Below are 15,582 nucleotides of genomic sequence, written 5' to 3'. Positions count from 1 at the left end.
TAAATTTTTATTTTTTAGAAATGAATACCCGGTTGCAAGTTGAACATCCTGTTACAGAATTAATTACAGGTGTAGATTTGGTGGAACAACAAATAAATATTGCACGAGGAGAAGCAATTACTTTAAAACAGGAAGACTTAAAAATATGTGGTCATGCCCTTGAACTTAGAGTATATGCAGAAGACCCTTTAAACGATTTTCTACCAAGTGTTGGTACTTTAACAACCTATAAAATTCCTGTTGGTAAGGGCATAAGAGTTGATGATGGCTTCGAAGAAGGTTTGGAAATCCCAATTTATTACGACCCTATGTTATCTAAATTAATCACATATGGTAAAACTCGAGAAGAATCAATCCAGCTAATGATTAACGCTATAGATAACTATAAAGTTGAAGGTGCTTTTACAACACTTCCTTTTGGAAAATTTGTTTGTGAACACGAAGCATTTAGATCTGGAAATTTTGATACACATTTTGTTAAAAACTATTTTACTCCAGAAAAGCTAATTGCTTCAACCAAGGAAGAAGCTAAAATAGCAGCATTAGTAGCTCTTAGAATCTACCTAGAAGATGAAAAAACGCTTAAATTACCAACTAATTAAACACCTACAATTTGCACTATTATGGAAAAAAAAATGAATACAAAAATTGAAAAATTAGATGTTAGAGTTGCTTTGGCTCATTCAGGTGGTGGAGAAAAACGAATTGAAAAACAACATGCAAAGAAAAAACTAACCGCACGTGAGCGCATAAATTATTTATTAGATAATAATTCTTTCGAAGAAATGGGCGTTTTGGTAACACACAGAACAACCGATTTTGGTATGGAAGATCAAATTATTTTTGGTGATGGTGTTGTAACTGGTTACGGAACAATAGAAGGCCGATTGGTTTATATTTTTGCTCAAGATTTTACAGTTTTTGGAGGAGCATTATCTGAAACACATGCCGAAAAGATATGTAAAATAATGGACCAGGCTGTGAAAGTAGGTGCTCCTTGCATTGGGCTAAACGATTCTGGTGGTGCACGGATACAAGAAGGCGTGAGATCTTTAGGTGGTTATGCTGATATCTTTCATAGAAATGTTCAATCTTCTGGAGTAATTCCTCAACTTTCTGCAATAATGGGACCTTGCGCTGGTGGCGCTGTTTATTCACCTGCAATGACCGATTTTACTATTATGGTTGAAGACACTAGTTATATGTTTGTAACCGGTCCAAACGTTGTAAAAACAGTAACAAATGAAGAGGTGACCTCCGAAGAATTAGGAGGAGCAAGAACACATGCAACAAAATCTGGCGTAGCTCATTTAACAGCTGCAAACGACATTCAATGTTTAGAAGATTTAAAAAAATTGCTCAGCTATATTCCACAAAATAATAAAGAAACTACAAAGAAAATTCCTTATGAATTAGGTGAAGAATTAAGACCTCATTTAATAGATTTAATTCCAGAAGATGCTCATAAACCTTATGATATGCGCAGTGTTATAAACGGAATTATTGATGAAGACTCTTTTTTTGAGATTCAAAAAGATTATGCTGAAAATATAATTGTAGGTTTTTCTAGATTAGCAGGAAGAAGTATCGGTATTGTTGCCAATCAACCAATGCAATTAGCAGGTTGTTTAGACACAAATAGTTCTATAAAAGCAGCGAGATTTACGCGATTTTGCGATTGCTTTAATATTCCATTATTAGTATTAGTTGATGTTCCTGGTTTCTTACCGGGTACGGATCAAGAATGGAATGGAATTATTAAGAATGGAGCTAAATTATTATACGCTTTAAGCGAAGCTACGGTGCCAAAACTAACTGTAATTACTCGTAAAGCTTATGGAGGTGCTTATGATGTGATGAATTCTAAACACATCGGTGCAGATATGAATTTTGCTTGGCCTACAGCTGAAATAGCAGTTATGGGCGCAAAAGGAGCGGCTGAAATTATTTTTAAAAATGAAATTAAATCAGCAGACAATCCTGAAGAAAAATTAAAAGAAAAAGAGGCTGAATACGCTTTAAAATTTGCAGACCCATATAGAGCCGCTAGACGTGGTTTTATTGATGAAGTTATTTACCCTAAAAATACTCGTAGAAAATTAATTAAAGCTTTCCAAATGTTAGAAAATAAAGATATAAATAAACCTAAAAGAAAACATGGGAACATTCCTTTATAAACAAATATTTAGTTTTTAATAAGATTTCTTTTATCTGAAACCATTGAACTATAAATTAAATACTGTGCAAAAATATAAGTAACCATTACAGAAACTTGTAAAACTAACGCTGCATTATAAAACTTATTAATGACTAAAATAGCATCGGAAATAATAAAAACTATTGCTCCTAACAGCATTAATAAAGATTTTTTGTTTTTGGTATTCAAAAAATCTATCAATGAAACAATTCCAAAAATGCATATAACCACTCCATAAATTAAAACTGGTATAAATAAATCTTTTAATGAATCTTTCAATAAAAATAATAGTAAATACAGCACAATACCAAATGGAATTAACCCCATTAGACTATTTACAAATGAAACTTTTTTAATTCGTTTAACAACAACAGCAATAAAAAGAAGATGTGCAATTAAAAAGAAACTTAACCCAAATTTAAATACATTTTCTCCGGAATACAATAAAAACACATCCCCAAAAAAACAAAATATCAATGCCATTGCATACCACCTATTTCTATATTCAACCGATTGCGAATACAAAAATAAAAGAGCTAAAAGAATAAAAGGCTTAAAAATAAAAGTAAGGCTATCTATTTTAAAAATAATTCCAATAATGTCTAATAATGAAACCGTTAGGAATGCAAATAAAGCAATTTTTTTTACCATTTTATTTTAATTTTTTATCACTACGGCAATGTACAACTTTTATCTAATTTTTTCAACAACGGTCTAATTCCAGATAATAAACTCTCTTTCATTACTTTAGAATCTTCTTTGTGACAATGCAAACAAGCTCCAACCAACAACAACTGTCGCTGTTCTTCTAAAGTAAATGGTCTAAAATCAGTTCTTGTAGAATTTACTATACCTTCTTCAACCTCTTTTAAAAATGGAATCCAAGCATCTTCTGGTAAGTTATCATTTTCATTTAGAGCATATTCTGGAGTAAATTCCCATACACCTTTGCCCTCTCTAATTTTATAAACAAGTGCTCCTTTTCCATAACCCAATGCTTCTGGATTTGAATGACAACTTTTACAATCTCTTACGTTTGAAGTAGTTGTATGAGGAGAATTTGGTGCATACAGTCTATGAAATGACACATCTTCTCCGAGTTCCTTTCCTGCATAACTTCCTTTATCTATAGTTAAAATCATTCCTGGAACTGCTGGCTCAATATGTTTTCCTTCAGAGTTTTCTCGAACTCCCATGGCTGGAAGTGATGATGAAAACTCCGCAACAAATTCTTTCCACTGCCCTTTTCCATACTTTCTATCTAACAAATCAAAAGCTCTTGGTTCGTTTTTATCATATTCGTTATGGCAGCCTATACAACGTGTTGTCCAAGAAGAATGGCAAGCAGCACAACTAACATTTTTATGTGCATTATCTCTAGAACAAATTTCTGGCTGTGGATTTAAAGGATGTAATTTTCCATCTTTTTTACCAATTAAAATCGCATTTCCAACAGAATCTATAAATGTATTTACTAAGGGGTGACCACTTTTTTCTACAGTAATTACCTCTTTATCGTAATGTTTATAGTCTCTATGCAAAAAAACCAACAAACTTTCTGCATCTAAAGAATCGTAAGAAATAGTGTTTGGTTTTTCTTTAAAATGACAATCGGAACACTGTACCTTTACAGCTTGTTCTTCATGTGTATATAATTTTCCATCACCCATTACTTCGTGTGAAGAATGACAGTCTATGCATAACATTCCTTTGGTATGATGCACATCTTCTTCTATAAATTTATAAACACGTTTGTCTTCTATAACCTTGTAGGCTTTATCATTTAAAACATCACTTTCATCTAACAAAGTTTCTTGAAAACCTTCGTAATTGGTTGAGATTCTGCTTGATCGGCTATGACAACCAAAACAATGTTCATTTTTAACAAAAATATTTGTTGCTGGATGATTAAGTGGTAAAACTTCTTTTTCTGAAGAAATATACTTTGACAAATCTTCTATTGCTTCCTCAGAATAGTTTAAATGACACGCATTACAACCTCCACCTCTACTTAACTGAGTTATTGGTCCAAATGCTGTTTTTTGCGCTCCTAGATGGCAATTTGCACATAAATCTCTTAAATGTTTATCTGAAGCTGAATTTTCAATTAATTGAATATGGTACTGTCCGTTTGGTGAATCTGCTTCCCCAAAAATATATTTATCAACAGCCACAATTCCACTATTAGTAGTCATTAAAGAATTTTCGATTTTAGTTAATTCATTAGGATGACATACTCCACAAGTCACTTTAGCATCCGATAAATTCCCTGGAATTAATACCATTCCTTTATGCGAACTTTCTTTATCTAAAGTATTTGGATTTCCTAAATGACAACTAATACAACCTATTAATTCTGGATTATGATAATTGGAATAACCTTTAGTATTTTGATGACATTCTAAGCAAGATTCTTTAGCTATATTCTCAATTTTTGTATATTCATTTACTTTTACATAAGTATCTTGAAACGTCTTATTTTTTAAAAATAAAAAAATAGTAATACCTATAACAGTTATTATTAAAAACCAAAATTTAACGTCCTTTAATTTCATAAGTTTTATTGTTTTACAAATTTACAATAAATAAAAATGTAGCAACCGTCTCAAAAACAAAATATAACCGTTTGAATATCAGACAAACATCGTAATTAAGTTACCAAAGTTACATATAAATAGATGTTTATCAGCTTGTTATGTAACGATTGTTACTGTTACAAAATTGATTTTATGACTTATATCATACTCTTGAGATACCTCAATAAATATCTTTACATCAGAAAAAAATATTTAAACTTATGACTACTTCAAGAAGAAAATTTATAAAAATTTCTGCTTTAGGTTTAGGTGGTGTAGCAGCAACTACAAGTGCGTTAAATATGTTTGGAGCAAATTCATATTTAGATGAACTTGTAAAAGAAAATGTTGCCAAAACATTTAAAAGAACTCCTACTTATTGCGAAGTTTGTTTTTGGAAGTGTGCCGCTTGGACATATACAGATGAAGAAGGTACCATCAAAAAAATTATTGGAAACGATAATGATCCGCATTGTTACGGGCGCTTATGTCCGAGAGGAACAGGCGGTGTAGGAATGTATGCAGATGAAGACCGATTAAAAACACCTTTAATTAGAACCACTGTTAATGGTGAGCAAACATTTAGAGAAGCAAGTTGGGATGAAGCATTAGATTTAATTGCTTCAAAATTTAATAGCATTAAAGAAAAACATGGCCCAGAAGCAATTGCTTTATTAAAACACGGATCCCCAGGTAAACATTTCGAACATTTGTACAAATCGTTTGGTTCAGATACTATAGCTGAACCAGCTTATGCCCAATGCAGAGGTCCTAGAGAAACTGGATTTAATTTAACTTATGGCTCTTGGGTTGGTTCCCCAGAACCTACAGATATAAGAGACACTAAATGTTTAGTACTTATTGGTTCACATATTGGTGAAAATATGCACAATTCTCAGGTGCAAGAAATGTCTGATGCCATTGATAACGGCGCAACTATTATTACAGTTGATCCTCGCTTTTCAACAGCTGCAAGTAAATCTAACCATTGGCTGGCAATAAAACCTGCTACAGATATTGCGTTAATGCTTTCTTGGATGAATGTAATTATTGAAGAAGAATTATACGATAAAGAGTACGTAAAGAAATACACCACTGGATTTGAAAGTTTGAAAAATCACGTTCAAACATTTACTCCAGAATGGGCGTATGGAATAACTACAATAAAACCTGCAGAAATTAGAAAAACTGCCAGAGAAATGGCACATGCTGCACCTGCTGTAATTGTGCATCCAGGACGCCATGTAACTTGGTATGGAGATGATACACAACGCGCAAGAGCTGTAGCCATTTTAAATGGCCTATTAGGATCTTGGGGACGTAGAGGTGGTTTTTATTTTAAAGAAAGTATTAAGGTGCCTAAATATCCGCATCCAGCATATCCACATCCAAAATGGGGATGGAAAGAAATTGGAGAAAAATATCCTTTAGCACAAATGGGAATTACAACTGAAGTTGTAAAAGCCTCTATTGAAAGTGAAGGTGGAAAATATCCAGTAAAAGCTTGGATGGTTGCAGGGACAAACATTACCAAGTCTATTCCAAATAAAGAATTGCTTGAAAAAGCAATTGAAGAATTGGAATTTATGGTTGTGGTTGACACAATGCCAATGGCTGTTACTGGTTATGCTGATGTTGTTTTACCTGAATGTACATATTTAGAGCGCTATGATGGTATTAGATCAGCTACCAACAGAGAACCCTCAATTGCCGTAAGAGTTCCTGCTGTAGAACCAAAATGGGAATCTAAACCAGCTTGGTGGATTGCCAAACAAATTGGTGAACGTATGGGAGTTGGTGACTATTTTAATTACAACGATTTTAAAGAAGTTATTGAATGGCAATTAAAAGAGATGGGAACTTCTCTAGAAGAACTAGAAAAAATTGGTGTTAAAAATTATCCAAGAACGTCAGGCTCTTTATATTTAAAAGAAGATGAAAATCATACTTTTTATACCCCAAGTGGTAAAATTGAATTGTTTTCTCAAGAGTTAAAAAATTTAGGATTTGATCCAATGCCAGTTTACAATAAGCACCCTGAACCACCTCAAGGTTATTATCGATTAAATTATGGAAGAGCACCAATGCATACATTTAGTAGAACGGCAAACAATCCAAATTTAAACGATTTAAAAAAAGAAAATGACCTTTGGGTAAACCCTAAAGTAGCAAGAATATTAGGATTAAAAACAGGACAATATGTTTGGTTAAAAAATCAAGATGATGTTACTTCTACGTTTTCTATAAAAGTAAGAGTTACTGAAAGAGTTCGTTGGGATTCTGTTTATATGGTACACGGTTTTGGACATGATAATAAAAAACTAACCAGAGCTTATGCCAAAGGTATTAACGATACACAACTAATTTCTAAGGTAGCTATAGACCCAATAATGGGTGGTACAGGAATGAGAGGGAATTTTGTAACAATTTTAACTAAAAATCCACATAAAAATATAGAGATATGAGATATGCAATGGTAATTGACACCTTAAAATGTGTTGGATGTAGCGATTGTGTTGTTGCTTGTCAAACTGAAAACGATGTACCTATTGGGTATTGTAGAGATTGGATTACAGAAACTGTAAATGGTGCGTATCCAAATATAGAATTAGAATTAAAATCTGAACGTTGTAATCACTGTGATAATGCTCCCTGTGTACGTTGTTGCCCAACTGGCGCTAGTCATCAATTAGATAACGGAATTGTTTTAGTTACTGGTAATGAATGTATTGGATGTGGTGCTTGCATAGAATCTTGCCCTTACGATGCACGTTTCCAACATCCAGATGGTTATGTAGATAAATGTACTTTCTGTCACCATAGATTAGAAAAAGGACAACTTCCTGCTTGCGTGTCGGTGTGCCCTACTAAGTGTATGTATTTTGGCGATTTAGACAATCCAAATAGTGAAGTTTCTCAACTATTGAAAAACAGAAAACATAAAACACTGGCTCCTGAAGCTGGAACTAAACCTCAAGTTTATTATTTAATATAAATTAAAAATTATGCAAGAAGAATTATTTACAAGTGGAAGAAATATTCCAAATATAGATCCTTCATTAGAAATATGGCACTGGCCAATATCAGTATATTTATTTTTGGGAGGTTTAGCTGCTGGATTACTGTTTTTTGCAGGTTTAATTACTGTTTTAGGGAAAGATAAAGAATATCCTGCATCGGTGAAATTTGCATCAATTGTATCTCCAATTGCTTTAACTTTAGGTTTATTAGCTTTATTTTATGATTTAACTCATAAACTATATTTCTGGAGGTTATACACAACTATTAGAATAGAATCTCCAATGAGTTGGGGAGCTTGGGTATTATTAATAATTACTCCTATTTCATTTTTATGGGTAATGAGCTATTATTCTGAATTATTTCCAAAATGGAAATTAAAGTTTGAATTTTTAAACACCTTTGAGAAATTTCTTCAAAAAAACAGAAGAAATATGGCATTAGCTTTAATACCATTGTCAATTATTTTAGGAATTTATACCGGTATTTTATTATCTGCCTTTAATGCTAGACCGCTTTGGAACAATGCCATTTTAGGACCTTTATTTTTAGTATCTGGACTTTCAACAGGAGCTGCAACAATTATTTTACTAGCTAAAACTGCTAAAGAAAAACATCTTTTTGGCAAAATAGATTTAATTTTAATTGTTATTGAATTAGGATTAATTGTTCATATGCTTATGGGAATGTATGCCGGATCCGAAGTACAATTAGAAGCCATGCAATTATTAGTTGGTGGTGAGTTTACGCTAATGTTCTTTGGGTTTGTAATTATTTTAGGACTTATTGTTCCTGCTATTTTAGAACTAACGGAACTTATTGGGTATAAAATACCTGTAGCAATACCAGCATTATTAGTATTAATTGGCGGATTGGTTTTTAGATTTGTTATGGTTGAAGCTGGACAAATTACAAGATACCTTTATTAAAAAAAGTAAATTATGAATATAGACAATCAAAAAAACAAACATGTATATTGGAATCCTTACTTTGGAGGTTTTCTACTTGGAATATTAATACTTTTTACTTTTTATATGACTGGTAGAGGCTTAGGCGCTAGTGGTGCAATGAAAAGCGGTGTAGTAACAATTGTTGATGCATTGGCTTCAAACCATGCAGAGCATAATGCCTATTACAGCAAATTTGTAAAAGAAGAAAAATCACCTTTAAATTCTTGGTTGGTTTTTGAAGCACTTGGCGTTTTAATTGGTGCATTTATATCTGGCGGATTGGCAGGTAGAATTGGTTGGAGAGTGCAACACTCACCAAAAATTACAAGTAAAAGAAGATTAGTATTCGCCTTAGGTGGTGGAGTTTTATTTGGAATAGGTGCACAAATTGCACGTGGTTGTACGAGTGGTGCTGCATTAAGTGGTATGGCCGTATTATCAACAGGTGGTTTTATAACTATGTTGGCTATTTTTGGAACAGGATTCTTAGTAGCCTATTTCTTTAGAAAAAATTGGATTTAATAATTAAAAAATAAAAATATATGGGACCTTTAATTCCTAATGGAGTAATTCCTTACGAGTGGAACAATATTATAGCAATACTAATTGGAATTTTCTTCGGATTTATTTTAGAAGCATCTGGCTTTTCTTCCTCAAGAAAATTAGCAGGTGTATTTTATGGGTATGATTTTGCGGTATTAAAAGTATTTTTTACAGCCGCATTAGTAGCACTAATCGGTATCTTATACATGGACTACCTTGGTTATTTAAACATGGAGCAACTGTACATTCATCCTACATATTTATGGGGAGCTATTATTGGTGGTGTTGTTATGGGTGTAGGATTTGTAGCTGCTGGTTTTTGTCCAGGAACAAGTTTATGTGCTGTAGCAATTGGAAAAATTGACGCCATAGTTTATGTAATAGGTATTATGGCAGGAATCTTTATATTTTCTGAATTATATACCCTTTTTGAACCAATTTATAATGGATATTTTGAAGGTAATATTACTTTAATGGATTCTTTAGGTGTAAATAGATATTGGTTTGCTTTTATATTTACCATAATAGCAATTGTAGCTTTCGCAGCTTCTGATATGATTAGAAAAAGAGTTAAAAAAATATTTTATTAAGATAAAAAAAACTAAAATGGTTAATAGAAAAACAGCAAAATTTTTATCATTTAGGTACACAATATTAGCCATAATATTTGTAGTACTTGCAGGTGGACTCGTTTTATTGCCTAAATACGAAAAACACGAAGGTATAAATCCTGAAGAGTTATTAAGTAATTCGGTTAGTCCAGAACGGTATATTTCAACAGACGCATTAGCTAACAAAATAATAAGTCAAGATCCTTCCTTTATATTGATTGACGTTAGAGGCGAAGATGAATTTAGTAAATACTCATTACCAAATGCTATTAACATTCCTTTAAAAAATTTATTGGATGAAGACTCTCTAATGTATTTAAATCAAAACCAATATGATGTAGTTCTTTTTTCAAACGATAATTTTTACGCAGATCAAGCCTGGATTCTTGGCAACAGATTAAGCTTCCAAAATCTTAAAGTTTTAAAAGGAGGAATTAATAATTGGTATAAAACTATAATTAATCCGCCTATTCCAACTGAAACTATGCCTGCCCAAGAATTTGACCTGTACACATTCAGAAAATCGGCTAGTATGTTTTTTGGTGTAGTTTATCCAGAACAAATTAAAGAAGTAAAAAAACCTGTTGTAAAAAAAGTAATTCCTAAAAAGGTAATTCCAATAAAAAAGAAAAAGAAAATGCCTGTTGAAGGAGGATGTTAATTGTTAACAAAAAATAATATAGACAGATGAAAGAATTAGAAAAAACAAAACGAATATCAATTGCATCGGTACTTTTTATTTTGATTGTACTTATTGGACTTTTAACTTATAAAAGACCACCCCATATGTATGCAATAAATTCAAAAACTACATTAGAAAATATTACAACAGATAACTTTTTAATTTCATTAGAAGATATTGAAAATAAAGAGTACGTTTTAATTGATACAAGAAATGAATTCGAATTTCAAAAAGGACATTTAAACAATGCTGTTAATATTTATGCTCCTGAAATTTTAAATGAAGAAAATACTTCAATTTTTAATAAATTTCAAGAAGAAAATAAAACAATGGTTTTATATAGTACTAATCCCAATGAGATTGTTGCACCTTTTATGGTACTTTATCAACTTGGTTTTAAAAATTTAAAAATGGCTGCCATTAATAATAGCTACAATCAAAATAAATTAATTACAGAAAATATTGATGTAGAAAAATCTGAAGCAGACATTAATGCGTTTATAAATGAGTCAATTAAAAAGGCGGCCAAGCAATCAAAACCTAAGCCGATTGTAAAAGCACCTCCTAAAAAAGTAATTCCCATAAAAAAGAAAAAGAAAATGCCTGTTGAAGGTGGTTGTTAGTTTTAATTATTTAAAGCTGTTTTAGAAATAAAACAGCTTTTTTTATTGGTGTTTTATATTCAAAAAAGAGAGCCTTGAAAAAATAAAAATAAGCTATTTATCTTAGTATAAAAAACAATAAATATTCAAAACTAAACAATAAAAAAATCTCCCTAATAAAAAATCAATCACACCTACATAACTTCTTGTAATTAAGCGATTTAGATGTGTAACTTAAGTATCTAAAGAGAATAATTATATATAAGGCTTTACTGATAAAAGTCATAAAAACAAAACATTTTCGTAAGTAATTTTGATGTAACAATTAGTACAAATTAATAAATAAAAATATCTTAAAGAATGAAAAAAACAATAACATATTTAACAGTGTTTTTTATAGCTATAACTGTATTAAGTAGCTTTAAAAAAGGTGAACAAAAAATTCAATCTGATCCATCTGAATTCGAAATATTGGTTCAATATTTAGAAGCAAGTGGAAACTTTATTAACAGTGAATTAGCTCCTGCAATAATTCAGGCTTCAGAAATTAAAGATAACCTTAAAAATGACAAATATTTAGTTTTAGATATTAGAAGTGAAGGATGGTTTGATTATGGACACATCAAAAATTCAGTAAATGTAAAAGGCCCTGAATTATTAACTTATTTTGAAGATGAAATTGATCCTACATCTTTTGAGAAAATTACAATCGTATGTTATTCTGGTCAGTCTGCCGCTTATTATGCTGGCTTATTAAGACTTGCTGGATATAATAATGTATTTAATTTAAAATGGGGAATGAGTTCTTGGGATAGTGAGCTTGCTCAAAATATCTGGGTAAAAAATTCAACAGACAATTTTGCAGACCAAGTAGAAACTACAACCAATTCAATGCCTCAGAAAGGTGCAACACCTAAGTTATCAACTGGTAAAACTGATGCGAAAGAAATATTAAAAGAACGTATAGAAGCTGCATTTGCTAAACCTTATAAAGAATTTATTGTAAAAGCTGAAGTAGCATTTGAAAACCCTACGGATTATTTTATTGCAAGTTATACAGATGCTGAAAATTACAACTTAGGTCATATTAAAGGAGCGGTTCAATACCAACCAAAAACATTAGCTTCAACTAAAAACCTTTACACGTTGCCAGCTGACAAAAACATATTAGTTAACTGTTCTACAGGTCAATCTGCTGCTTATGTAGTTGCATATTTACATGTTTTAGGATATAACGTATCTAATTTAGCTTATGGTTCAAATAGTTATATGAACTCAGCTTTAGTAGAGAAAGACTTGAATGGTTTTTCAGATAAAGAAATTCAAAATTATCCACTTTCAGAATAATAATACAGAAATATTTACAAAAACAAACAAACAAACAAACAAACAAACAAACAAATCATGAAAAGAATATCAGTATTTTTAATCGGTTTATTCCTAATCCCTACACTTTTTTTAACATCATGTGATAAAGGTGACGATACTTTAGTAAACGCAACTCCAGCTTTTACTTTAATGAAAGATTATGTTATTAATAACAATTTAGATATTAATAAAATAATTACCAATACAGATGGTGAAAAATTTGTTGTAGGACCTCCTGCTTCTGAAGTTGATGTACCTGCTTATATTGCAAAATACACTATTTTAGATATTAGAAATGCAGAAGCATTTGCTGCTGGACATATAGAAGGTGCCAAAAACATAGCTTTTTCAAATATTTTAACTGAAGCGGCTGCAGCAAGTAAACCAATATTAATGGTTTGCTATACTGGACAAACAGCTTGTTATGCAACTGCATTATTACGTATGTATGGATACTCTCATACTAGAGCATTAAAATGGGGTATGTCTGGTTGGAACGAAGCTACAGCAGCTGCATGGAATGGAAAAATTGGGACAAACGAAGCAGATGGACATGCAAACTGGACTCATGAAGGCGCCCCTCAAAACAATGTATTTGGAGATCCTGTAATTTCAACTTTATCAACAGATGGTTCAACAATATTAAAAAACCAAATTGAAAAAGTTGTTGCTGCTGGATTTAAAACTGCAAGTGGAACTGATGTATTAAACAATCCTAATAATTACTTTATCAACAACTATTTTAACCCTGCAGATTACCAAGCTTTTGGACATATTGATGGAGCTTATAGAATTCTTCCTTTAACCTTAGCAGATAATAGCTATAAAGGGCTAGACCCAACTCCAGGAGCAAAAGTTGTTACTTATTGTTATACTGGTCAAACTTCAGCAGTTGTAACCGCTTGTTTAAATGTTTTAGGTTATGATGCTTATAGTATGACATTTGGAATGAATGGTTTATACAACACTAATACCGCTTGGGCTTCAAATCAATGGGGAGCAGATAGTAAGCCAAAAAATTTACCATTAGTAAACTAATTAATAACAATAAATAAATTATAAGCCCTAAAATTTAACACCCATTTATAGTTAATAAAAGTGTGTTTCAGCCAATAAGTTACCTTTTAGGGCTTTTTAAAAAATTTTAATATGAGAACTAAAATTATATTCCTATTTGCCTTAGTGTTTGCGCTAAATTTCAACACATCATTCGCCCAAGGGTGCGAAGATGACGCTGCTCCAACAGGTGCTTCTTCTGGAGTTCCTTCAACAAGTAGTTCTACGTTTTTTGGTTATTTTCAACCAGAATATGATACACATTTTACAGACCCAAGCACCAACACTTTTAAATTTAAAAGAGCTCGTTTTGGAGTTCGAGGTAGAGTAAACAGATCTTTTTCTTATTATGCAATGATAGAAACAAGTGATTTTATTGCATCTGATGGTAATGTTTATTTAATGGATGCATTTGTAACTTTTGACAAATATGAATGGACAAAATTCTCTGTTGGTTCTTTTAAACAACCTTTTGGTTTAGAAGTTACAACAGCTTGTCATTCTTTAACTACAATCGACAGATCTATTGTTTCTGATCAATTAGTGGCACCTCAAAGAGATTTAGGTTTAATGATGTTAGGAGGAACTAGCAAAACAAAATTCCGTTATTCTGTAGCTTTAATGAATGGTACTGGTTTAGGTTTAAAAGATAATAATACTAAAAAAGATATTATTGGTCGTGCTTCTTATAAAGTATTTGATTTTATGACACTTGGTGGAAGTTTTAGATATGGTTATCCAAATACTAAAGATAAAGATAGAACAACCTTAGGAGGCGAAGTAGTTTTATCGTACAATGCATTTAAATTACAAGGAGAATACATTTATGATGAAGGTGACTATAACAGAGCTGCTGAAGGTGGTTGTGGTTCAGTTCCTTTAGAATTAGGAGACAAAAGAGCTGGTGCCTACGTTATGGCTACTTATGATCTAAATGAAAAATTTCAACCAGTATTTAAATATGAATATTTTGATCAAGATTTAGATATTAAAAAAATTGGTTATCAAGAAATGATGACTATTGGTGCAAATTATTTTATAAATAAAAACACTAGAATCCAAGTTAATTACCAAAATAAAATAGAAACTGGTTTAAGTGTAGATAATGATGCTCTATTAATGCAATTACAAGTTAAATTTTAGAACATAAATTAATTTGAATTAAAAAACTTCTGAGTAATATCAGGAGTTTTTTTATGCCTTTTTTTTCGTAAATTTGTAGAACAACTTTTAAAAAGTAAAAATGACTACCGATAAAGATATATTAAGAGAAAAATTAAATAATCATTTTGCAACTATTTTTGAAGATGAATTAATTGATGAGATTATCGAAAATGGTATTTTAAGAAAAATTGAAAGTAACGAATTACTAATTGATATTGGTGATAAAATGACACATATACCATTAATATTAAGTGGTGCCGTTAAAATAATTCGTGAAGATGATAAAGGTGATGAAATTGCCCTTTACTTTTTAGAAAAAGGAGACACTTGTGCAATCTCCTTTATAAACTGTCTTCATAAAACTGAAAGTATTTTTAGAGGAGTAACAGAAAGAGAAACCGAAAGTATTTTTATACCTGTAGATAAAATTGATCAATGGCTTAAAAATTATGAAAGTTGGAGACATTTTATTATAGACAGCTATCATATGCGTTTGCTCGAAATGGTTGAATCTATAGATAGCCTAGCATTTATGAAACTAGATGATAGATTGCTTAAGTACTTAACAGACAAAGTTAAGATAATGAAAGACAATGTGTTAAAAATAACCCATCAAGATATTGCGGATGATTTAAATACATCAAGAGTTGTAGTTTCTAGACTTTTAAAGATACTTGAAAAGGAAGGTAAAATTAAAATTAGACGTAATAGAATAATAATAGATAATATATAGCTATAAAAAGAAAGTAAACTGCTTTTTAGACTCCGTTCAGTAACTAACTAATTGAACGGAATCTAAATAAAGACTTTTCTAA

Annotated in this window: 15 protein-coding genes; 13 read left to right on the top strand and 2 right to left on the bottom strand. The window is 31.2% G+C overall.

Annotated elements, in window-relative coordinates; all coding sequences use genetic code 11:
• Both IEW75_RS14030 and IEW75_RS14025 read left to right on the top strand, forming a co-directional pair.
• The coding region (locus IEW75_RS14030; protein ID WP_444543261.1) for an ATP-binding protein at positions 1 to 602 on the top strand (602 nt) is incomplete at its 5' end.
• Between the two features lie 33 nt (positions 603 to 635).
• Positions 636 to 2,177 (top strand): acyl-CoA carboxylase subunit beta, encoded by a 1,542-nt coding sequence (locus IEW75_RS14025; RefSeq protein WP_188704073.1) that lies wholly within the window; start codon positions 636 to 638, stop codon positions 2,175 to 2,177.
• Between the two features lie 8 nt (positions 2,178 to 2,185).
• On the opposite strand, the gene IEW75_RS14020 is transcribed toward IEW75_RS14025, so the two are convergent.
• Positions 2,186 to 2,848, bottom strand: coding sequence for a lysoplasmalogenase (locus tag IEW75_RS14020; protein ID WP_134247075.1), 663 nt, complete (start codon positions 2,846 to 2,848; stop codon positions 2,186 to 2,188).
• A 20-nt stretch (positions 2,849 to 2,868) separates the two neighbouring features.
• The gene (locus tag IEW75_RS14015) at positions 2,869 to 4,752 is read right to left on the bottom strand and encodes a hypothetical protein (protein WP_134247076.1); all 1,884 of its coding nucleotides are present in this window, start codon (positions 4,750 to 4,752) and stop codon (positions 2,869 to 2,871) included.
• 242 nt (positions 4,753 to 4,994) lie between these two features.
• Between IEW75_RS14015 and IEW75_RS14010 the strand changes: the two genes are divergently transcribed.
• The 11 genes from IEW75_RS14010 to IEW75_RS13960 all read left to right on the top strand — a co-directional run bounded on the left by IEW75_RS14010 (position 4,995) and on the right by IEW75_RS13960 (position 15,500).
• The gene (locus tag IEW75_RS14010; RefSeq protein WP_134247077.1) at positions 4,995 to 7,238 is read left to right on the top strand and encodes a molybdopterin-containing oxidoreductase family protein; all 2,244 of its coding nucleotides are present in this window, start codon (positions 4,995 to 4,997) and stop codon (positions 7,236 to 7,238) included.
• Positions 7,235 to 7,768 (top strand): 4Fe-4S dicluster domain-containing protein, encoded by a 534-nt coding sequence (locus IEW75_RS14005; RefSeq protein WP_134247078.1) that lies wholly within the window; start codon positions 7,235 to 7,237, stop codon positions 7,766 to 7,768. Before IEW75_RS14010 ends, IEW75_RS14005 begins: the two co-directional genes overlap by 4 nt.
• 10 nt (positions 7,769 to 7,778) lie before the next feature.
• Positions 7,779 to 8,720, top strand: coding sequence for an NrfD/PsrC family molybdoenzyme membrane anchor subunit (gene nrfD / locus IEW75_RS14000; protein WP_134247079.1), 942 nt, complete (start codon positions 7,779 to 7,781; stop codon positions 8,718 to 8,720).
• Positions 8,721 to 8,732: 12 nt separating this feature from the next.
• Positions 8,733 to 9,263 carry a YeeE/YedE thiosulfate transporter family protein gene (locus IEW75_RS13995; RefSeq protein ID WP_134247080.1) on the top strand — a complete coding sequence of 177 codons (531 nt, stop codon included), beginning with the start codon at positions 8,733 to 8,735 and terminating at the stop codon, positions 9,261 to 9,263.
• 20 nt (positions 9,264 to 9,283) lie between these two features.
• Positions 9,284 to 9,874, top strand: coding sequence for a DUF6691 family protein (locus IEW75_RS13990; RefSeq protein ID WP_134247081.1), 591 nt, complete (start codon positions 9,284 to 9,286; stop codon positions 9,872 to 9,874).
• Positions 9,875 to 9,890: 16 nt separating this feature from the next.
• A complete protein-coding gene (locus IEW75_RS13985; protein WP_134247082.1) occupies positions 9,891 to 10,556 on the top strand; it encodes a rhodanese-like domain-containing protein in 666 nt (221 codons plus the stop codon).
• A 26-nt stretch (positions 10,557 to 10,582) separates the two neighbouring features.
• On the top strand, positions 10,583 to 11,200 hold the full coding sequence (locus IEW75_RS13980) for a rhodanese-like domain-containing protein (RefSeq protein WP_134247083.1): 618 nt from the start codon (positions 10,583 to 10,585) through the stop codon (positions 11,198 to 11,200).
• Positions 11,201 to 11,539: 339 nt separating this feature from the next.
• A complete protein-coding gene (locus IEW75_RS13975) occupies positions 11,540 to 12,526 on the top strand; it encodes a rhodanese-like domain-containing protein (protein ID WP_134247084.1) in 987 nt (328 codons plus the stop codon).
• A 57-nt stretch (positions 12,527 to 12,583) separates the two neighbouring features.
• Complete coding sequence (locus tag IEW75_RS13970) at positions 12,584 to 13,585, top strand: rhodanese-like domain-containing protein (RefSeq protein ID WP_134247085.1); 1,002 nt, start codon at positions 12,584 to 12,586, stop codon at positions 13,583 to 13,585.
• A gap of 111 nt (positions 13,586 to 13,696) precedes the next feature.
• A complete protein-coding gene (locus tag IEW75_RS13965; RefSeq protein ID WP_134247086.1) occupies positions 13,697 to 14,746 on the top strand; it encodes a porin in 1,050 nt (349 codons plus the stop codon).
• Positions 14,747 to 14,846: 100 nt separating this feature from the next.
• On the top strand, positions 14,847 to 15,500 hold the full coding sequence (locus IEW75_RS13960) for a Crp/Fnr family transcriptional regulator (protein WP_134247087.1): 654 nt from the start codon (positions 14,847 to 14,849) through the stop codon (positions 15,498 to 15,500).
• The last annotated feature ends 82 nt before the right edge of the window (positions 15,501 to 15,582 follow it).

The sequence above is a fragment of the Lutibacter litoralis genome, assembly GCF_014646675.1.
Taxonomy (GTDB): Bacteria; Bacteroidota; Bacteroidia; order Flavobacteriales; family Flavobacteriaceae; genus Lutibacter; species Lutibacter litoralis.
Note: the sequence above shows the minus strand (reverse complement) of the source record. Positions and strands in the feature narration are given on the sequence as shown.

Bases quoted from the DNA above. Each gene is read 5' to 3' on its own strand.
- IEW75_RS14025 (WP_188704073.1), top strand. From the start codon at position 636: ATGAATACAAAAATTGAAAAATTAGATGTTAGAGTTGCTTTGGCTCAT.
- IEW75_RS14020 (WP_134247075.1), bottom strand. From the start codon at position 2,848: ATGGTAAAAAAAATTGCTTTATTTGCATTCCTAACGGTTTCATTATTA.
- IEW75_RS14015 (WP_134247076.1), bottom strand. From the start codon at position 4,752: ATGAAATTAAAGGACGTTAAATTTTGGTTTTTAATAATAACTGTTATA.
- IEW75_RS14010 (WP_134247077.1), top strand. From the start codon at position 4,995: ATGACTACTTCAAGAAGAAAATTTATAAAAATTTCTGCTTTAGGTTTA.
- IEW75_RS14005 (WP_134247078.1), top strand. From the start codon at position 7,235: ATGAGATATGCAATGGTAATTGACACCTTAAAATGTGTTGGATGTAGC.
- nrfD (WP_134247079.1), top strand. From the start codon at position 7,779: ATGCAAGAAGAATTATTTACAAGTGGAAGAAATATTCCAAATATAGAT.
- IEW75_RS13995 (WP_134247080.1), top strand. From the start codon at position 8,733: ATGAATATAGACAATCAAAAAAACAAACATGTATATTGGAATCCTTAC.
- IEW75_RS13990 (WP_134247081.1), top strand. From the start codon at position 9,284: ATGGGACCTTTAATTCCTAATGGAGTAATTCCTTACGAGTGGAACAAT.
- IEW75_RS13985 (WP_134247082.1), top strand. From the start codon at position 9,891: ATGGTTAATAGAAAAACAGCAAAATTTTTATCATTTAGGTACACAATA.
- IEW75_RS13980 (WP_134247083.1), top strand. From the start codon at position 10,583: ATGAAAGAATTAGAAAAAACAAAACGAATATCAATTGCATCGGTACTT.
- IEW75_RS13975 (WP_134247084.1), top strand. From the start codon at position 11,540: ATGAAAAAAACAATAACATATTTAACAGTGTTTTTTATAGCTATAACT.
- IEW75_RS13970 (WP_134247085.1), top strand. From the start codon at position 12,584: ATGAAAAGAATATCAGTATTTTTAATCGGTTTATTCCTAATCCCTACA.
- IEW75_RS13965 (WP_134247086.1), top strand. From the start codon at position 13,697: ATGAGAACTAAAATTATATTCCTATTTGCCTTAGTGTTTGCGCTAAAT.
- IEW75_RS13960 (WP_134247087.1), top strand. From the start codon at position 14,847: ATGACTACCGATAAAGATATATTAAGAGAAAAATTAAATAATCATTTT.